We start from the raw sequence: 14,841 nt of genomic DNA, 5'->3' as shown, positions 1-14,841 counted from the left end.
GACTTTCTTCAATTTATATTTATTATGTTAAAAAAATAAATAAATTGACAAAGATACTTATTCCTTCCGAAACAAGCTCTGGTGAAAGGAGAGTTTCAGCGACGCCAGAAGCAGTAAAGAAATTAAAAAGCCTTGGATGTGATGTTTATATTGAAAGTTCAGCAGGAAAATTATCAGGATTTAGTGACCTATTATATGAAAAGTCGGGCGGCACAATAATCAGGGAATTAGATCAAAACATTTGGGGTGAAGCTGACTTAGTATTTTGTGTCCAAACTCCATCTGAAGATAATTTAACTAAATTAAAGAAAGGTGCTATTCTTATTGGTCTTCTTAACCCATATGGTAATAAAGAACTTCTTAGGATAATAAATAGTAATAAGGTTTCAGCTTTATCACTAGAGTTGCTTCCGAGAATTAGTAGGGCTCAATCTTCTGATGTTCTCTCTTCACAGGCCAATATAGCTGGATACAAAGCAGTTCTTTTAGCTGCAAGTGAATTAGATAGATATTTCCCCATGCTTATGACTGCAGCAGGCACCGTCCAACCTGCCAAAGTTGTTGTTCTAGGTGGAGGAGTCGCAGGATTGCAGGCAGTTGCTACAGCAAAAAGACTTGGTGCAATAGTTTTTGTATCCGATATAAGACCCGCTGTTAAAGAACAAGTAGAGTCCCTTGGGGCAAGATTTATAGAACTTCCTGAAGTTGACGAGAAACCAGGCGAGGCAGGTGGTTATGCAAAGGCCGTTACTCCTGAATTTCTCTCAAAACAGAAGGCTACTTTAACTAAATATTTATCTGAAGCTGATGTTGCTATTTGTACTGCCCAAGTTCTAGGCAAAAAGGCTCCTGTTTTAATAGACTCTCTAATGATTGAAAAAATGAGGCCTGGGGCAGTAGTGATTGATTTGGCAGTTTCCCAAGGAGGTAACTGTGAAGGAACAAAATCAAATGAAACCATTATTAAAGATGGTGTAAAGCTTATAGGTGCTGGTGAATTACCATCATCAGTTCCTTACGATGCGAGTTCACTTTATGCTAAGAACTTAACATCTTTGATTACACCATTTATAAAAGATGGTCTAATTAAATTAGATAAAGAGGATGAAATTATTTCTGGATGTCTATTAAGTGATGAAGGAGTTGTCCTTCAAAATAAAGTTTTTGAAAATTGAGGTTTTAAAATTATGTCTTTTATCAGTCTTCTTTGGGTCCTTTTACTTGGTAGTTTGTTGGGTCTGGAGTTGATAGGAAAAGTTCCTCCAACGCTTCACACTCCTTTAATGAGTGGAGCAAATGCAATCTCAGGAATTACAATGCTGGCAGCATTAACTTTAATTGTAAAAGCAGATGGTAACGTACCGCTTTTAATTATTGGTTCAGTTTCTCTTGGATTCGCTCTTTTCAATGTTGTAGGTGGTTTCTTCGTGACTGATCGAATGCTCGCAATGTTTAGTCGTAAACCCTCAAATAGGAAGTAATTATTAGTATGAATCTACCTGTAATCATTAAATTCGTTATTGACCTACTAGCTGTACTTTTGTTGGCTTTGGGAATAAAAGGATTGTCAAAAGTAAAATCAGCAAGAGATGCCAATAGATTAGCTGCATTTGCAATGTCGTTATCAGTAATAGGATTATTATCTTATTATTTGGGTACTTCTGGAATTGCTATTCAGTCTTGGATTTGGATCATAATTGGATCAAGCATAGGTAGTTTGTTCGGAGCAATACTTGCAAAAAAAGTACCGATGACCTCCATGCCCGAAACAGTTGCATTGTTTAATGGTTGTGGTGGTATGTCATCACTTTTAGTGGCACTAGGGGTAGCTATTTTTCCAATTTCTAATAGTTTAGAAAATCTTGATTTTTTCAAGTCACTGATTAACGAAGTTTCTATATCTGTTTCTATATTTGTAGGTGCCATAACTTTCACTGGTTCGATTGTGGCAATGGCAAAGTTGCAGGGTTGGTTGTCAACTCCAGGATGGACTCAGAGCAAATTTAGACATTTTGTAAACATTGTTTTTGCAGTTGCTTCCTTGATAGCCTTTTTTGATTTGATAAACGGGAATACAAGTTCTATTTGGCTTTTAGTTATAGTTTCTTCTTTATTAGGAATCGGAGTTACTTTGCCAATTGGTGGAGCAGATATGCCAGTTGTTATATCTTTATTAAATAGCTATTCAGGGATTGCAGCAGCAGCAGCAGGTTTCGTTGTAGATAGTCAGCTATTGATAGTAGCAGGCGCAATGGTTGGAGCTGCAGGACTAATACTTACTCAAGTAATGTGTAAGGGCATGAATAGATCATTGGTCTCAGTCCTTTTTGGAGGATCTTTATCTGCGCAAAGTACAGTATCTGCTGGATCAGGAGAGTATACAAATATAACTTCTTGCAGTGTTGAAGAATGTGCATTGACTTTAGAGGCCGCAAACAAGGTAATAATTGTTCCTGGTTATGGTCTCGCAGTAGCTCAAGCTCAACATACTTTAAGGGAAGTTACAAAAAAACTAGAACAAAATGGTATTGAAGTTGTCTATGCAATACATCCTGTAGCAGGGAGGATGCCTGGACATATGAATGTACTTTTAGCAGAAGCAGATGTTCCTTATGAACAACTTAAAGAGATGGATGTTGTAAATCCTGATTTTCCAGCAACGGATGTTGTTTTAGTTTTAGGAGCAAATGATGTAGTTAATCCTCAGGCTAAAAATGATAGTTCATCTCCTTTATATGGCATGCCAGTTCTTGATGTGCAGGAAGCAAGAACGGTATTTGTAATTAAACGAGGTATGAGTGCAGGTTACTCCGGAATAAAAAATGATTTATTTGATCTACCAAATACTTCTATGGTCTTTGGTGATGCAAAGAAAGTATTAAATGATCTAATTGGAGAATTAAAGGATCTTGGAGTTGGGGAGAAATAATAGTGTATCTTCTGGTTTTTCAGAGTACTTGAAAAATAAGCCATTTCGAGAAGTCTTACCTTGGATAGGTGGTGACTTACAAACTTTAAGAGATACTTTTGTTATTGATTTTGGTAAATCAAAAAAAAATAAAAAAATATTCTTTCCGATTAATAAAATTCGTTTTGACAAATTTGAAAGTGATTATCTTCTGGGATTTTTAGAATTACCTGAAGACTTAAATTCTCTAAGAGGTTTTGTTATCGTTACACATGGATTAGGTGGCTCAACTAAACGCTTTGGGTTAAGAAGAATCTCTAGGAAATTAGCAAAAAATGGTTACTGTGTTCTTAAATTAAATCTAAGAGGATCTGGGTCTGCGAGATATTTGGCTAAGGGAAATTATTGTGCCAGATGCTCCAGTGATGTTATTTCAGCAATTAAATATTTTAAAAAATTAATTAATTTAGAGTTTAAAGATCTCATTAAGATGAATAATCTTCCAATTTACGGAGTTGGATTATCTTTAGGGGGAACAATTCTTTTAAATGCCTGCTTAGATTACGATGAAAACAAAGGAGAAAAACTTTTAGATGGCCTGGCCTGCGTGAGTAGCCCTTTAGATTTATCATCATGTAGTCTCTGTATTGAAAAATCTAGAAATTATATCTACCAAAAATGGTTACTTCACCGCTTAAAAAATCAGTTATGGGAGGGATTTAATGATGAAGGAAAACTTCTTAATAACGAAAAATTAAGAAAAAAAATTAGAAGTTTAAAAAGTATAAGGGAATTTGATCAGAAATTTACAGCTCCTAGTTGGGGATTTAATTCTTTAGAAGATTATTATATTAAAGCTTCTCCAATATTTAGAGTCCAAAACTCAATAAAAAAATTACCTAAAATGCTTTTTATTCATGCCAAGGATGATCCTTGGGTTCCATATAAGGATACTTTGAATTTAAGAAAAGAACTTATTGATAAATTTACTATTCTTATAACTGAAAAAGGAGGTCATAATGGTTTTCACTCGATTAATGGCTGCTGGTCAGACGAAGTCGTAAAGAACTGGTTTATAAGTATCTAGGACTATTTAAAAATGGTGTTTTTTTAAAAATCCATTTTTCTATTGGCTTGTCGTTAATAATATGTGAGGTAAAAATTTCTGAAATTTTTTCCGGAGAAACTTTCTCGTACCAAATACCATCTGGCCAAACAAGAAGAATTGGGCCGTTCTTACATATCCTTAAACAGTCAGCTTTTGATCTTAATATATGAACGTTTTTTGTAGAGGGATCATTCTCAAATTTTTTTAAAGTCTTTTTCAAACATTCCCATGTTTTTTGACCTTCATTGCCTTTAAAGCATTTCTGTTTTGTGGGTGTTGCGCATAGTAGAAGATGCTTTTTAATATTCACTTTTATCCAATACTTACGTATTTTTTCCCTTTTTTAATTTCTTGCTCAACAAAAAGTCTGGCCCAATTGTCTACTTCAAGAATATCCTCCAATTCGGGACTCAAATTCAAATTCTCCATATGTGATTCACAAGCTTTACTTATAAATGTTGGAATTTCTTGAAAAGAAATTTTTTCTTTAAGGAATTGTTCAACAGCCATTTCATTAGCAGCATTTAAGACTGCAGGCATAGTCCCAGAAGATTTTCCTGCGGCATAGGCAAGTCCCATGCATGGATATTTAAACTCGTCTGGCTCTTTAAAAGTTAATTTTCCAATTTCACTTAGGTTTAATCTTTTCCAATTTGTTTTGAATCTTTCAGGCCAACTCATCGCATATAAAATAGGTAGTTTCATATCTGGCCAACCTAATTGAGCTAATACTGAAGAATCTTCCATCTCAATCATTGAATGAATAATACTTTGAGGGTGGATAACTATTTCTATATTTTCGTAAGAGGTCCCAAATAAATAATGAGCTTCTATAACTTCTAATCCTTTATTCATAAGAGTTGCAGAATCTACAGTTATTTTTTTTCCCATATCCCAATTAGGATGTGAAGTTGCATCTTCCACTGTGACGTGCTTTAAATCCTCAACGGCCCAATCTCTGAAAGCACCACCAGAAGCTGTTAAATGTATGGCTTTTAAACCTTTAGGTATTTCTCCTGTTGAAAAATCTGCATTTTCATAATTGGGTAATCCTTGTAAACATTGGAAGATAGCAGAGTGTTCTGAATCAGCAGGTAAAAGCCTACTATTATTTTTCTTTAATGCAGGAATAACAATTGGCCCTGCTGCAATTAAAGTTTCTTTATTAGCAAGTGCAATATTTTTTCCCGCATTAATTGCTGACATTGTTGGAATTAAGCCTGCACAGCCTACTATCCCTGTAACCACAGTATCTGCCTTATCCCATGCTGCAACTGCGTTAATCCCCTCCTTTCCACTCAAAATCAAGGGAGCATTATCCAAATCTAAGTTATTAATATTTTCTTTTAAATTTTCTACAAGATTTTCATCCTCAATCGCAACTACTTCTGGGTTATGTGCTTTAACTTGTTCGGTTAATAAATTAATATTTCTTCCTGCCGAAAGAGCTACGGCTTTAAACTTATCAGGCTGCTCACTAGCTATTTCGAGAGTTTGAGTCCCAATTGAACCAGTAGAACCGAGCACAGTAATGTATTTCAATTTTCTCTGATATTTCTAATATCTTCCCATTTAAAGGTGTATTTAAAAAACAAAAATTTCAAATTGGTTTTTTTCTTAAAATTTAGACTCTTATCCATGTTGTTATTTCCTTTGATTGATCAATAAGTTCAATACCTTTTTCTTTTAACAAATTCCTAATTTCATCGGCCTTAGTATAATTCTTTTCCTTTTTTGCTTTCAATCTTTCATTAATAAGTGTTGATATTTCTTCTTCTGTTATTTTACTTTTTTTTACTAAAACCTCTTTTTTAAGACCAAGTACCTCAGTCAACTTTTCAAGAGTTTTAAAATTCTCAAGTAGAAAGAATTTTTCATTTAGGTCTATTTTAAAACCTTCGACCCTTTGAAATTGGTTTAAAAAGTTTTTTAATGGTTTTGCTAAATCGTAAATAATTGCAATAGCACCTGCTGTATTAAGGTCATTTCCAAGAGCCTCTGAAAATTTAAGTTTTTTTTGAGATAATTCAAAGCTTATTTTCTCTTTATATTCTTCTTCGATAGATTCATTTTTATCAATAGATCTAAAAGCACCTTTTGTAAGGTCCATAAAAGAAAGGGCTACATTTATGTTTCTCCAAGCTTCTAAAGCACTCCTTAAAGCTTCTTCAGTAAAATCAAGTGGTTTTCTATAATTCACAGTCATAACAAAATATCGCAAAGTCATAGGGCTTATACCTGACTTAATTAGCTCTCTGATAGTTTTAAAATTTTTCAGGGATTTACTCATCTTTTGTCCATTTACATTGACCATCCCATTGTGTAACCAATAGTTCGCTAGCTTTTTGCCATTGGCTGCTTCTGATTGGGCGATTTCATTCTCATGATGTGGAAAAATCAAATCAGAACCACCTAAATGGATATCAATAGTATCTCCTAATTCATCTTTAACCATCGCCGAACATTCAATATGCCATCCTGGCCTACCTTTACCCCATGGCGAATCAAAAAATGGTTCATCATCTTTGGCTTTTTTCCATAGTGCAAAATCTTGCGGATTAAGTTTTTTACTATTTTCATCATTAGCCATTCTTCCTTGCTGATTGATATTTTGTTCTTGTATATTTTGATTACTTAGCTTTCCATAATTTTTATTTTTAAAAACAGAATAATAAACATCTCCATCACTAGAGTATGCATAACCTTTGTCCTCAAGGATTGTTATGAAGGAGCAGATATTGCATATATGATTCGTTGCTCTTGGCATACTATCCGGACGCATTATTCCTAAAGAATCCATATCTTTATGAAATTCAATAATATTTTTTTCAGATACTTCCTTCATTGAACTGCTTTCTTCTTTAGCTCTTTTTAAGATCTTGTCATCAATATCTGTAAAATTTTGAACATACTTCACTTTGAAATTACTGTAAATTAAAAATCTTCTCAATACATCCCAAGCTATATAACTTCTGGCATGACCAAGATGACATAAATCATAAACAGTTACTCCACAACAATAAATTTTTACCACATCATCAATAGGCTTAAAAACCTCAACTCTCTTGCTTAAAGTATTAAAAAGTTTGATCATTTTAAATTAAGTATTTCATAAGGTTTATTTTGTCTCCATCCAATTGTCTCCAATACCAATATCAACTAAAAGAGGCACATTTAATTTTACACAATCTTCCATAGTCTTTTTTACTAATTTCGTAGTAAATTCCAAAGAATCTGGTTCAACTTCAAACAATAATTCATCATGTACTTGTAAAAGCATTTTTGCGGGAACATTCATTTCTATGAATTTCTTATTTAGTTTAACCATTGCAATTTTAATAATGTCTGCACTTGAACCCTGAATTGGTGCATTAGCTGCGGCTCTTAATGACTGTGCTTCCATGCCAGCCCTTCTTGCAGATTGCAGGTCAATTTCGTAAGGATCTTTCCCTATTAATCTTCCGAGTCCATTTTTATCAAACTTAAATTCTCTTTTTCGACCAAAAATTGTTTTAACATAACCTTTTGATAAGGCAAGCCTTTCTTGGAGTTCAAGAAATTTGAAAATTTTTGAATATCTTTCTTTGTATTTTATTAGGAATTCTTTTGCCTCTGCAGTACTTACTCCTGTTGAACGGGCAAACTTTTTTATCCCCATACCATAGATAACTCCAAAATTTATTGTTTTTCCAACTCTCCTTTCGTCGGATGATATTTCTTCTTTCTCGAAAATTAATCTTGCAGTCAAAGAATGGATGTCATTATTTTTATGAAACGCGTTAATTAGTATTTCTTCATCCGCTAAGTGAGCAAGTATTCTTAATTCGATCTGAGAATAATCAGCTGATAAAAGTTTCCAATTTTTTTCAGGCAAGAATGCTTTTCTGATTCTCCTACTAAATTCAGTCCTAACAGGGATATTTTGAAGATTAGGATTGCTACTACTTAGTCTCCCAGTCGCTGTAGCAGCTTGATTAAAGTTTGTATGAACTCTTCCTGTCTTTTCGTTTATAAGATTTGGAATAGCATCAATATAGGTGCTAAGTAATTTGCTAAGAGTTCTGTGTTTTATTAAATATTGGATTATTTCATGTTCGTCGACTAATCTTTCAAGAACTACTGCATCTGTACTCCATCCTGTTTTCGTTTTCCGTGATTTTTTCTTATCCAAATTTAATTTTTCAAACAAGATCTCACCAAGTTGTTTTGGTGAAGATAGATTAAAAGTCTCCTCTGCTAATTCATAAACTTTACTTTCAATATCTTCTAAGGTACTTTTTAGTTCTTTTGAGAGTTTATCTAAATAAGGGATGTCGATGGTTATTCCATTCATTTCCATTTGAGACAATACCGGTTCTAAGGGCAGCTCGATTTCTTCGAATAATTTGATTAATTCATTTTTTTCTGTTGAAAATTTTTCTTTAAAAATTTTGACAATCTTAAAAGTTAGAAATACATCATAACCACAGTAAATACTAGCTTCATTAATATCAACAAATGAAAAGTCTTTATTTTTCCCAACTGTTTCCTTAAATGAAGGAGGCTTAAATCCAAATAATCTAAAACTAATTTCACTCAACCCATGCTTCTCCTGATTATTTAGAAGATAGTCTGCTAACAACGTGTCAAAGGTTACGCCTTTAAGATCAAGTCCGTGATTAAAAAATATTTGCCTGTCAAATTTAGAATTTTGGAGTGCCTTTTCTTTTTTTGGATCTTCTATCCAAGTTCTTAGTTTTGAGAAAACATCTTCAATCGATAATTGATTGGGGGTCTCTTTTTTTGTTTGATGACCAAGAGGTACATAAAATAAATCATCAGTTTCTTCTCCAAGACATAGTCCTATCCCAACAAGTTCCGCATCGATTGGATTTAAACTATTAGTCTCTGTATCTAAAGAAACTATCTCATTGGTCTTTTCTAATCTTTGAATTAATTTATCAAGTAATTCAAAATCATTTACAACAGTTACTTTGATTTTAGGGATTTTATTTTCACTATTTTCTAATTCACTTTTACTAGAGGCCTTTGGATCTTTCTCCTTCTCTTGCGCCACGTTATTTTTGTCAAAACCACCTTTACTAAAAGTTGAATTGAAAATATCAATTTGCCGAAGTAGTGTTGATAATTCTAGTTTTTGCAGTGACTCTGAGAGAAGTTCTTGATTTATATTTTTTAATTCATAACCATCACTTAATATCAAAGGCACTTCAGTATTTATTTTTGCTAAATCCCTGGAAAGAAAAGCATTATGCTTATCGTTTCTGAGCTTTTCTATAACCGAACCTTTGATGAATCCTTTATATTTCTTATCGTTGTTCTGCTGAATCTTGTCCAAAGCCTGATAGATTCCATCAAGAGTGTCGTTCTCTTTTAGTAGATTAATTGCAGTTTTTGGACCTACTCCTTTAATACCCGGAATATTATCAGAACTATCACCAGTTAGGGCTTTAAGATCTACTACTCTTTCTGGCGCAACACCTAATTTTTCTTTTACTCCATTTTCATTAATAAGGGTTGGATTACCACTTTTTGCATATGGACCACCACCCATATAAAGTACATAAATATCTTTTTGATCATCTACTAATTGAAATAAGTCCCTATCTCCAGAAAGAATATTCACGCACCATCCTTTAGAAGAAGCATCATTTGCAATTGTTCCTAGTAGATCATCTGCTTCGTATCCTGGAGATTTAAAAATTGGTAAATTAAGGCTTTCTTCTAAAATGATTTCTAGTTGTTCAATATCCTGAAAAAAAACATCTGGCGCCACATCTCTATTGGCCTTATAATTCGGATCTAATTCATGTCTGAAAGTTGGTTTTTCGGTATCAAACGTAATACAAACACCCTCAGGACTAATATTTTTGCAATTATCCAGAAGACTTTTTAGAAATCCATAAGTGACACTTGTTGGAAATCCCTCTTTAGTGGTTAAACCTCCATCAATCCCTTTGCTAAATGCATAGAAGCTTCTAAAAGCAAGTGAGTGGCCATCGACTAAAAGTAAAATTGGTTTTTTAGAGTTTTCAGATTTTAAACTCATTTTCTCTTCTTAGCCCAAGGTGGAATATCAATAAAGATTTGCTCTCCAGGTTCTAAGCCATCAATGACTGAAGTTTTATTTCCACTACTAATACCAATTTCGATTTTTTCAAATTTGGGAGAATTGTTTTTATCAACTTTCAAAATTCCTTTTTCACCTTTTTCTGTGACAATAGAAACTGTTGGCACTAGGATTTTTTCTTCATTACCTTCGACTCTAAATTCAAGATCTGCAGTCATTCCAATTTTAATTTCTTCAAAAATATCTTTAAAATTTAAAGTTACTTCGAATGAGGTTACATTATTATCTTTTACAGCTCTTGTAGCTATTTTTTTAACTATGGCACTATATTTTTTTGAGGGATAAGCCTCAATTCTTACTGAGGCTTCTTGACCTGTTTTTATTCTGCCAATGTCACTCTCAGGAACTTTTGCAACAATTTCTAGACCCTCTGATAGTTCAAAAATAAAGTTTTTGGTTTTAGGGTCTGAACTTAAGTTTGTACTTGGTGTGACATAAGATCCTATCTCCGCATATTTTGCAGTTATCTTTCCTCCATAAGGAGCTTTAATGAGATAGAAATTTTTTTCAGCTTTTGCATCATTAAGCTTGGCGCTACTAATGTTGTAGTTGTTTTTATAACTTTCGTAATCTTCTTTGCTTACTGCACCTTCTTGATATAAATATTCTCTTCTTAAAAATTCAGATTTTTGTTTTTCTACATTTAATTCAAGTTCTTCAATTTTATAGATAAAGTCTTCATCATCAAGTGAAGCTAAAACCTGATCTTTTTTTACAAGATCGCCCTCATCTACTTTGATTTCTTTTATTACACCTTGCTTCCGAGGTCCAATATTGCTTGTCCTGATTGCTTTTACTTCACCACTTGTATTAATTGAATCTGAGAGGATTCCTTTTTTAACTTGAACTACAAAATCAGAAATGTCTTTTGATTTATTTTTCTTGAAGGAATTGGTTATGAAAACGAAAAATATAGTTAAAGAAAGTAATATAATTCCACTCCTTAGATTTATATTTTTTTTTATTAAATCAAGCATTTCTTTTGAAAAACAGTAATTGAGAATATTTGGGAACTAAATAAATAATCAAGTCGATTATAATTAACTTATCCAAGATTGGTTAAGTAAATACTATATTACTAGAAGATGTTTTCTGAATAATTTTTCCATAAATTTTTTCAAATGTTAAAAGCCGGTATTATTGGATTACCAAATGTTGGAAAATCAACTTTATTTAATGCACTTGTCGAAAATGCTAAAGCTCAAGCGGCTAATTTTCCCTTTTGTACTATAGAACCTAATAAAGGTATAGTTTCCGTCCCAGATCAAAGGTTACAAGAGTTAGGTGATTTAAGTTCTAGCCAAAATATTATCCCAACAAAAATTGAATTTGTAGATATCGCAGGACTAGTAAAAGGAGCCAGCAAAGGTGAGGGTTTGGGAAATAAATTTTTATCAAATATTAGGGAGGTTGATGCAATAGTTCATGTTGTGAGGTGCTTTGAAGATAGTGATGTAATTCATGTTTCAGGTAAGGTAGATCCCTTGGATGACATTGAGATAATTAATCTGGAATTGAATTTAGCTGATTTATCCCAACTCCAAAAAAGAAGAGAAAGAATTAAAAAACAGGTTAGAACTAGTAAAGAGGCAGCAAAAGAAGATAATTTACTAGAAAAAATTGAAGAAGAGCTACAGAAAGGACTTTCAGTTAGATCAATATCTTTGAGTGAAGAAGAAAATTTAACAATTAAGCAACTAGGCTTCCTTACTGCTAAACCAATTATTTACGCAACAAATTTGAATGAAAATGATTTAGCTGAAGGTAATGATTTCTCATCAAAAGTTCAGAGTTTTGCAAGCAATGAAAATACAGAATGTATAAAAATATCGGCGCAAGTCGAATCTGAATTAATAGAGTTAGAACCAGAAGATAAAAAAGACTACCTTATTGGTTTAGGCGTAGAAGAAGGGGGATTAAGTTCTTTAATTAGATCAACATATAAATTATTGGGTTTAAAAACTTATTTCACAACCGGAGAAAAGGAGACAAAAGCATGGACCATAAAAGATGGGATGACTGCGCCACAGGCAGCAGGAGTAATTCATACTGATTTTGAAAAAGGATTTATTAGAGCTCAAACCATTTCATATCAAAACTTAATAGATTCAGGTTCAATTGCAAATGCAAAAACTAAAGGTTTACTAAGAAGTGAAGGTAAGGAATATGTTGTTAATGAAGGAGATGTAATGGAGTTTTTATTCAACGTTTAGAAAAAGATGAAAAATATTCAATCAGAACTACCTATTTTCTATGAAACGGCACATGCTGAGCTTGCTTCCGCCCTAGAAATGCTTGCAGCGTGTAAAGGAACTGATACCCCAAAGCAAGCATTAGGTTATTTTATGCACGCCAAAGATGAATATATGCATGCGAAATGTTTTTTTAAAATGCTTTCTCAAAGAGGAATTAAGGTATCTTTAGAAAAGGCTAGAGAATTTAGATTTACCCCTCCTTCATTAATTATCAAAGGCTACATCTCTAATAAGGGTTTTCTAATTGATACTATGAAATTAAAAGACTTCATAGCTTTTGTTTATACAAACGAACTTTTAGCTAAATCATCTTTTGAAAATATATTAAATTTAGTTGGTTCAGATACTGATGAAGGTAAGATAATTTCTAGCATTATGATGGATGAATTGCGACATCATGGGATGGCTAAAAAATATTTCTTGAAAAACTACCCTGCTTTACAACCTTGGCAACTGGTTATGTATCGCTTTAGAGAGACTCTTCAAAACAAAGGACGAAAATTATATGATGCAAATTTAAAGTTTTTAGACAAAATTCTAACTCCTTTATATAAAGGAATGGCTTTTGTCGCTGGAAATATGGCGAGAAAATTAAATTTAAATGAATTTAAAAGAGAAGGGAAAAATCTTATGGAAATTTCATCTAAATCTATCCTTTAAAGTATCTAGCAATTTTAAGATGTTTATTGGTGTTTCCGGATATAATCATGAATCTGCTGCTGCATTAGTCGATAAAAATGGAGTCCTCATTGATTATTACAGAGAAGAGTCTTTAAGCAGAATCAAAGGTGATAAATCATTCCCACGGAGAGCAATAAGTAAATTACTAAAATCTAACAACCTCCAAATAAAGGATATAGAGAGAGTTGCATTTTATGAAAGACCATTAAGCGCTTTTCTTCACATTGTTAAAGAAGCCTCTCTAAATATGCCAAGAAGTTTATCTCTTCTTGTACATCAGTTTCGTAATTTTAATCGCTCATCTGTTTCTTGTTACCTAGATTTTGCAAAAGAATTTAAAGGACTAGAAACAAAATTAATCTATTCTGATCATCATTTGTCACATTCACTTACAGCTCTTTCGTATTCAAATTCTAAGAAAGATGTTTGCTCTGTAGTTGTTGATGGATTTGGAGACAGAAGTACAGCTTCAATTAGTCAAATAGTTAATCCATCAGAGATTAATGAGTTATGGGAATGTCCATATCCTGTATCTTTGGGCCTTTTCTATTCAAGTATTACTGATTACTTAGGATTTTCAATTAATGAAGGTGAATATAAAGTTATGGGATTAGCTTCTTTTGGAGATTCCAAAAGTAAGTCAGCAAAGTTAGTTAGGGGGCTAATGGATTGGGATTCCACCTCTAATAAAATAATTTCTGATATGAGCTATTTTGATTATCATCTATCAACATCTAACTCATTTAATAGTAAATTGGAGGATTTATTAGGTCCTGCTCGTAATCCTTTTGTACAACTTATACCGGGAGAAAGTGATTTTCAAAGATGCGCCGACATAGCAAGGGGAGCCCAAGATTTAACAATTTATCTACTTCAAAAAATTTTTACGCATGCCCATAAAATAACTAGATCTAGAAGATTTCTTTTCTCGGGGGGAGTTTCTATGAACTCAGCATCAATTGATAGTCTTGCTCAATTACCTTTTATAGATGAAATAATTATTCCACCAAGCCCTGGAGACGCTGGTTGTGCTATTGGAGCAGCTTTTTATAGCTACATAAAATCTAATTCGTACATTGATTTAAAAATTTCTAAGCCCTCTTTATTCCCTTCTTTAAAAGAAATAAGAAATGATGAATTTCTCACAGAGCAAATTATTTTTAATCAATTTTCTATTTTAGAGAAAGATGAAGATGATGCTTTTTTGAAGGCTGCTGAACTTATAAGTGCAGGAGAAGTAATTGGAACAGTATTATCGCGTAGTGAAACAGGTCCAAGAGCACTAGGTAACAGATCTCTACTATGTGATGGAAAAAATAAAGATGCAGTAAAAAAATTAAATACGGTAATAAAGAATAGAAGTCCCTTTAGGCCAACTGCACCAGCTATGAGATATAAAATTGCGAAAAAATATTATAGATTAAGGCCTGAAATTTATGATTGCTATCAATCTATGAGTGCAACATGCCAATGTCTTAAAGATAATGTTTCTTTAAAATTCCCAACAACCCATGTTGATGGAACAGCACGTATTCAAATTGTTGAAAATAATTCTTCCTTAGACAAGTTATTATCTATTCTGGAACCTATGGGAGTCGAAATATTAGCTAACTCTTCATTAAATGTTAGTGGAGATCCTAATTCTTTTGACTTGGTTGATGGACTTATGGTTTGTTCGAGAACAAAATTACGTTATCTTTTAACTGATTTAGGATTGCTAAAAAGAAAAACTTAAAATTTAAAATGTTTAGTTTTCTTC

Annotated in this window: 12 protein-coding genes; 7 read left to right on the top strand and 5 right to left on the bottom strand. The window is 32.8% G+C overall.

What is annotated here, in order from left to right; all coding sequences use genetic code 11:
* The first annotated feature begins 44 nt into the window (after window positions 1-44).
* From EU96_RS02490 to EU96_RS02505, 4 genes are read left to right on the top strand one after another with little or no spacing between them, the layout of a single operon-like run.
* The gene (locus EU96_RS02490; RefSeq protein ID WP_032527086.1) at window positions 45-1,175 is read left to right on the top strand and encodes a Re/Si-specific NAD(P)(+) transhydrogenase subunit alpha; all 1,131 of its coding nucleotides are present in this window, start codon (window positions 45-47) and stop codon (window positions 1,173-1,175) included.
* Window positions 1,176-1,187: 12 nt separating this feature from the next.
* Window positions 1,188-1,481: an NAD(P) transhydrogenase subunit alpha gene (locus EU96_RS02495; RefSeq protein WP_032527085.1), complete on the top strand. Its 294-nt coding sequence runs from the start codon at window positions 1,188-1,190 to the stop codon at window positions 1,479-1,481.
* An 8-nt stretch (window positions 1,482-1,489) separates the two neighbouring features.
* Complete coding sequence (locus EU96_RS02500) at window positions 1,490-2,929, top strand: NAD(P)(+) transhydrogenase (Re/Si-specific) subunit beta (RefSeq protein ID WP_032527084.1); 1,440 nt, start codon at window positions 1,490-1,492, stop codon at window positions 2,927-2,929.
* Window positions 2,910-3,995: an alpha/beta fold hydrolase gene (locus EU96_RS02505; protein ID WP_032527083.1), complete on the top strand. Its 1,086-nt coding sequence runs from the start codon at window positions 2,910-2,912 to the stop codon at window positions 3,993-3,995. Before EU96_RS02500 ends, EU96_RS02505 begins: the two co-directional genes overlap by 20 nt.
* Here the strand turns inward: EU96_RS02505 and EU96_RS02510 are convergent.
* The 5 genes from EU96_RS02510 to EU96_RS02530 all read right to left on the bottom strand — a co-directional run bounded on the left by EU96_RS02510 (window position 3,982) and on the right by EU96_RS02530 (window position 11,123).
* A complete protein-coding gene (locus EU96_RS02510) occupies window positions 3,982-4,326 on the bottom strand; it encodes a (2Fe-2S) ferredoxin domain-containing protein (protein WP_032527082.1) in 345 nt (114 codons plus the stop codon). The two genes, EU96_RS02505 and EU96_RS02510, sit on opposite strands and share 14 nt — an antisense overlap.
* Window positions 4,327-4,328: 2 nt before the next feature.
* A complete protein-coding gene (locus EU96_RS02515) occupies window positions 4,329-5,558 on the bottom strand; it encodes a 1-deoxy-D-xylulose-5-phosphate reductoisomerase (protein ID WP_032527081.1) in 1,230 nt (409 codons plus the stop codon).
* A gap of 82 nt (window positions 5,559-5,640) precedes the next feature.
* On the bottom strand, window positions 5,641-7,110 hold the full coding sequence (gene cysS, locus EU96_RS02520; RefSeq protein ID WP_032527080.1) for a cysteine--tRNA ligase: 1,470 nt from the start codon (window positions 7,108-7,110) through the stop codon (window positions 5,641-5,643).
* Window positions 7,111-7,134: 24 nt separating this feature from the next.
* On the bottom strand, window positions 7,135-10,065 hold the full coding sequence (gene polA, locus EU96_RS02525; protein ID WP_032527079.1) for a DNA polymerase I: 2,931 nt from the start codon (window positions 10,063-10,065) through the stop codon (window positions 7,135-7,137).
* Window positions 10,062-11,123, bottom strand: a complete 1,062-nt coding sequence (locus EU96_RS02530) for an efflux RND transporter periplasmic adaptor subunit (RefSeq protein ID WP_032527078.1) — start codon at window positions 11,121-11,123, stop codon at window positions 10,062-10,064. The genes polA and EU96_RS02530 overlap by 4 nt, the downstream gene beginning before the upstream one ends.
* A 144-nt stretch (window positions 11,124-11,267) precedes the next feature.
* Here EU96_RS02530 and ychF point away from each other — a divergent pair, with 144 nt between their 5' ends.
* From ychF to EU96_RS02545, 3 genes are read left to right on the top strand one after another with little or no spacing between them, the layout of a single operon-like run.
* Window positions 11,268-12,359, top strand: coding sequence for a redox-regulated ATPase YchF (ychF, locus tag EU96_RS02535; protein ID WP_032527077.1), 1,092 nt, complete (start codon window positions 11,268-11,270; stop codon window positions 12,357-12,359).
* Window positions 12,360-12,365: 6 nt separating this feature from the next.
* A complete protein-coding gene (locus EU96_RS02540; RefSeq protein ID WP_032527076.1) occupies window positions 12,366-13,061 on the top strand; it encodes a hypothetical protein in 696 nt (231 codons plus the stop codon).
* On the top strand, window positions 13,003-14,817 hold the full coding sequence (locus EU96_RS02545; protein ID WP_032527075.1) for a carbamoyltransferase C-terminal domain-containing protein: 1,815 nt from the start codon (window positions 13,003-13,005) through the stop codon (window positions 14,815-14,817). The genes EU96_RS02540 and EU96_RS02545 overlap by 59 nt, the downstream gene beginning before the upstream one ends.
* The last annotated feature ends 24 nt before the right edge of the window (window positions 14,818-14,841 follow it).

The sequence above is a fragment of the Prochlorococcus marinus str. MIT 9302 genome (genome assembly GCF_000759975.1).
Lineage (GTDB): Bacteria > Cyanobacteriota > Cyanobacteriia > PCC-6307 > Cyanobiaceae > Prochlorococcus_A > Prochlorococcus_A marinus_M.
The sequence above is the reverse complement of the archived record's forward strand: the minus strand, read 5'-3'. Positions and strand labels throughout refer to the sequence as shown.

Bases quoted from the DNA above. Each gene is read 5' to 3' on its own strand.
- EU96_RS02495 (WP_032527085.1), top strand. From the start codon at position 1,188: ATGTCTTTTATCAGTCTTCTTTGGGTCCTTTTACTTGGTAGTTTGTTG.
- EU96_RS02500 (WP_032527084.1), top strand. From the start codon at position 1,490: ATGAATCTACCTGTAATCATTAAATTCGTTATTGACCTACTAGCTGTA.
- cysS (WP_032527080.1), bottom strand. From the start codon at position 7,110: ATGATCAAACTTTTTAATACTTTAAGCAAGAGAGTTGAGGTTTTTAAG.
- polA (WP_032527079.1), bottom strand. From the start codon at position 10,065: ATGAGTTTAAAATCTGAAAACTCTAAAAAACCAATTTTACTTTTAGTC.
- EU96_RS02530 (WP_032527078.1), bottom strand. From the start codon at position 11,123: ATGCTTGATTTAATAAAAAAAAATATAAATCTAAGGAGTGGAATTATA.
- ychF (WP_032527077.1), top strand. From the start codon at position 11,268: ATGTTAAAAGCCGGTATTATTGGATTACCAAATGTTGGAAAATCAACT.
- EU96_RS02540 (WP_032527076.1), top strand. From the start codon at position 12,366: ATGAAAAATATTCAATCAGAACTACCTATTTTCTATGAAACGGCACAT.
- EU96_RS02545 (WP_032527075.1), top strand. From the start codon at position 13,003: ATGAATTTAAAAGAGAAGGGAAAAATCTTATGGAAATTTCATCTAAAT.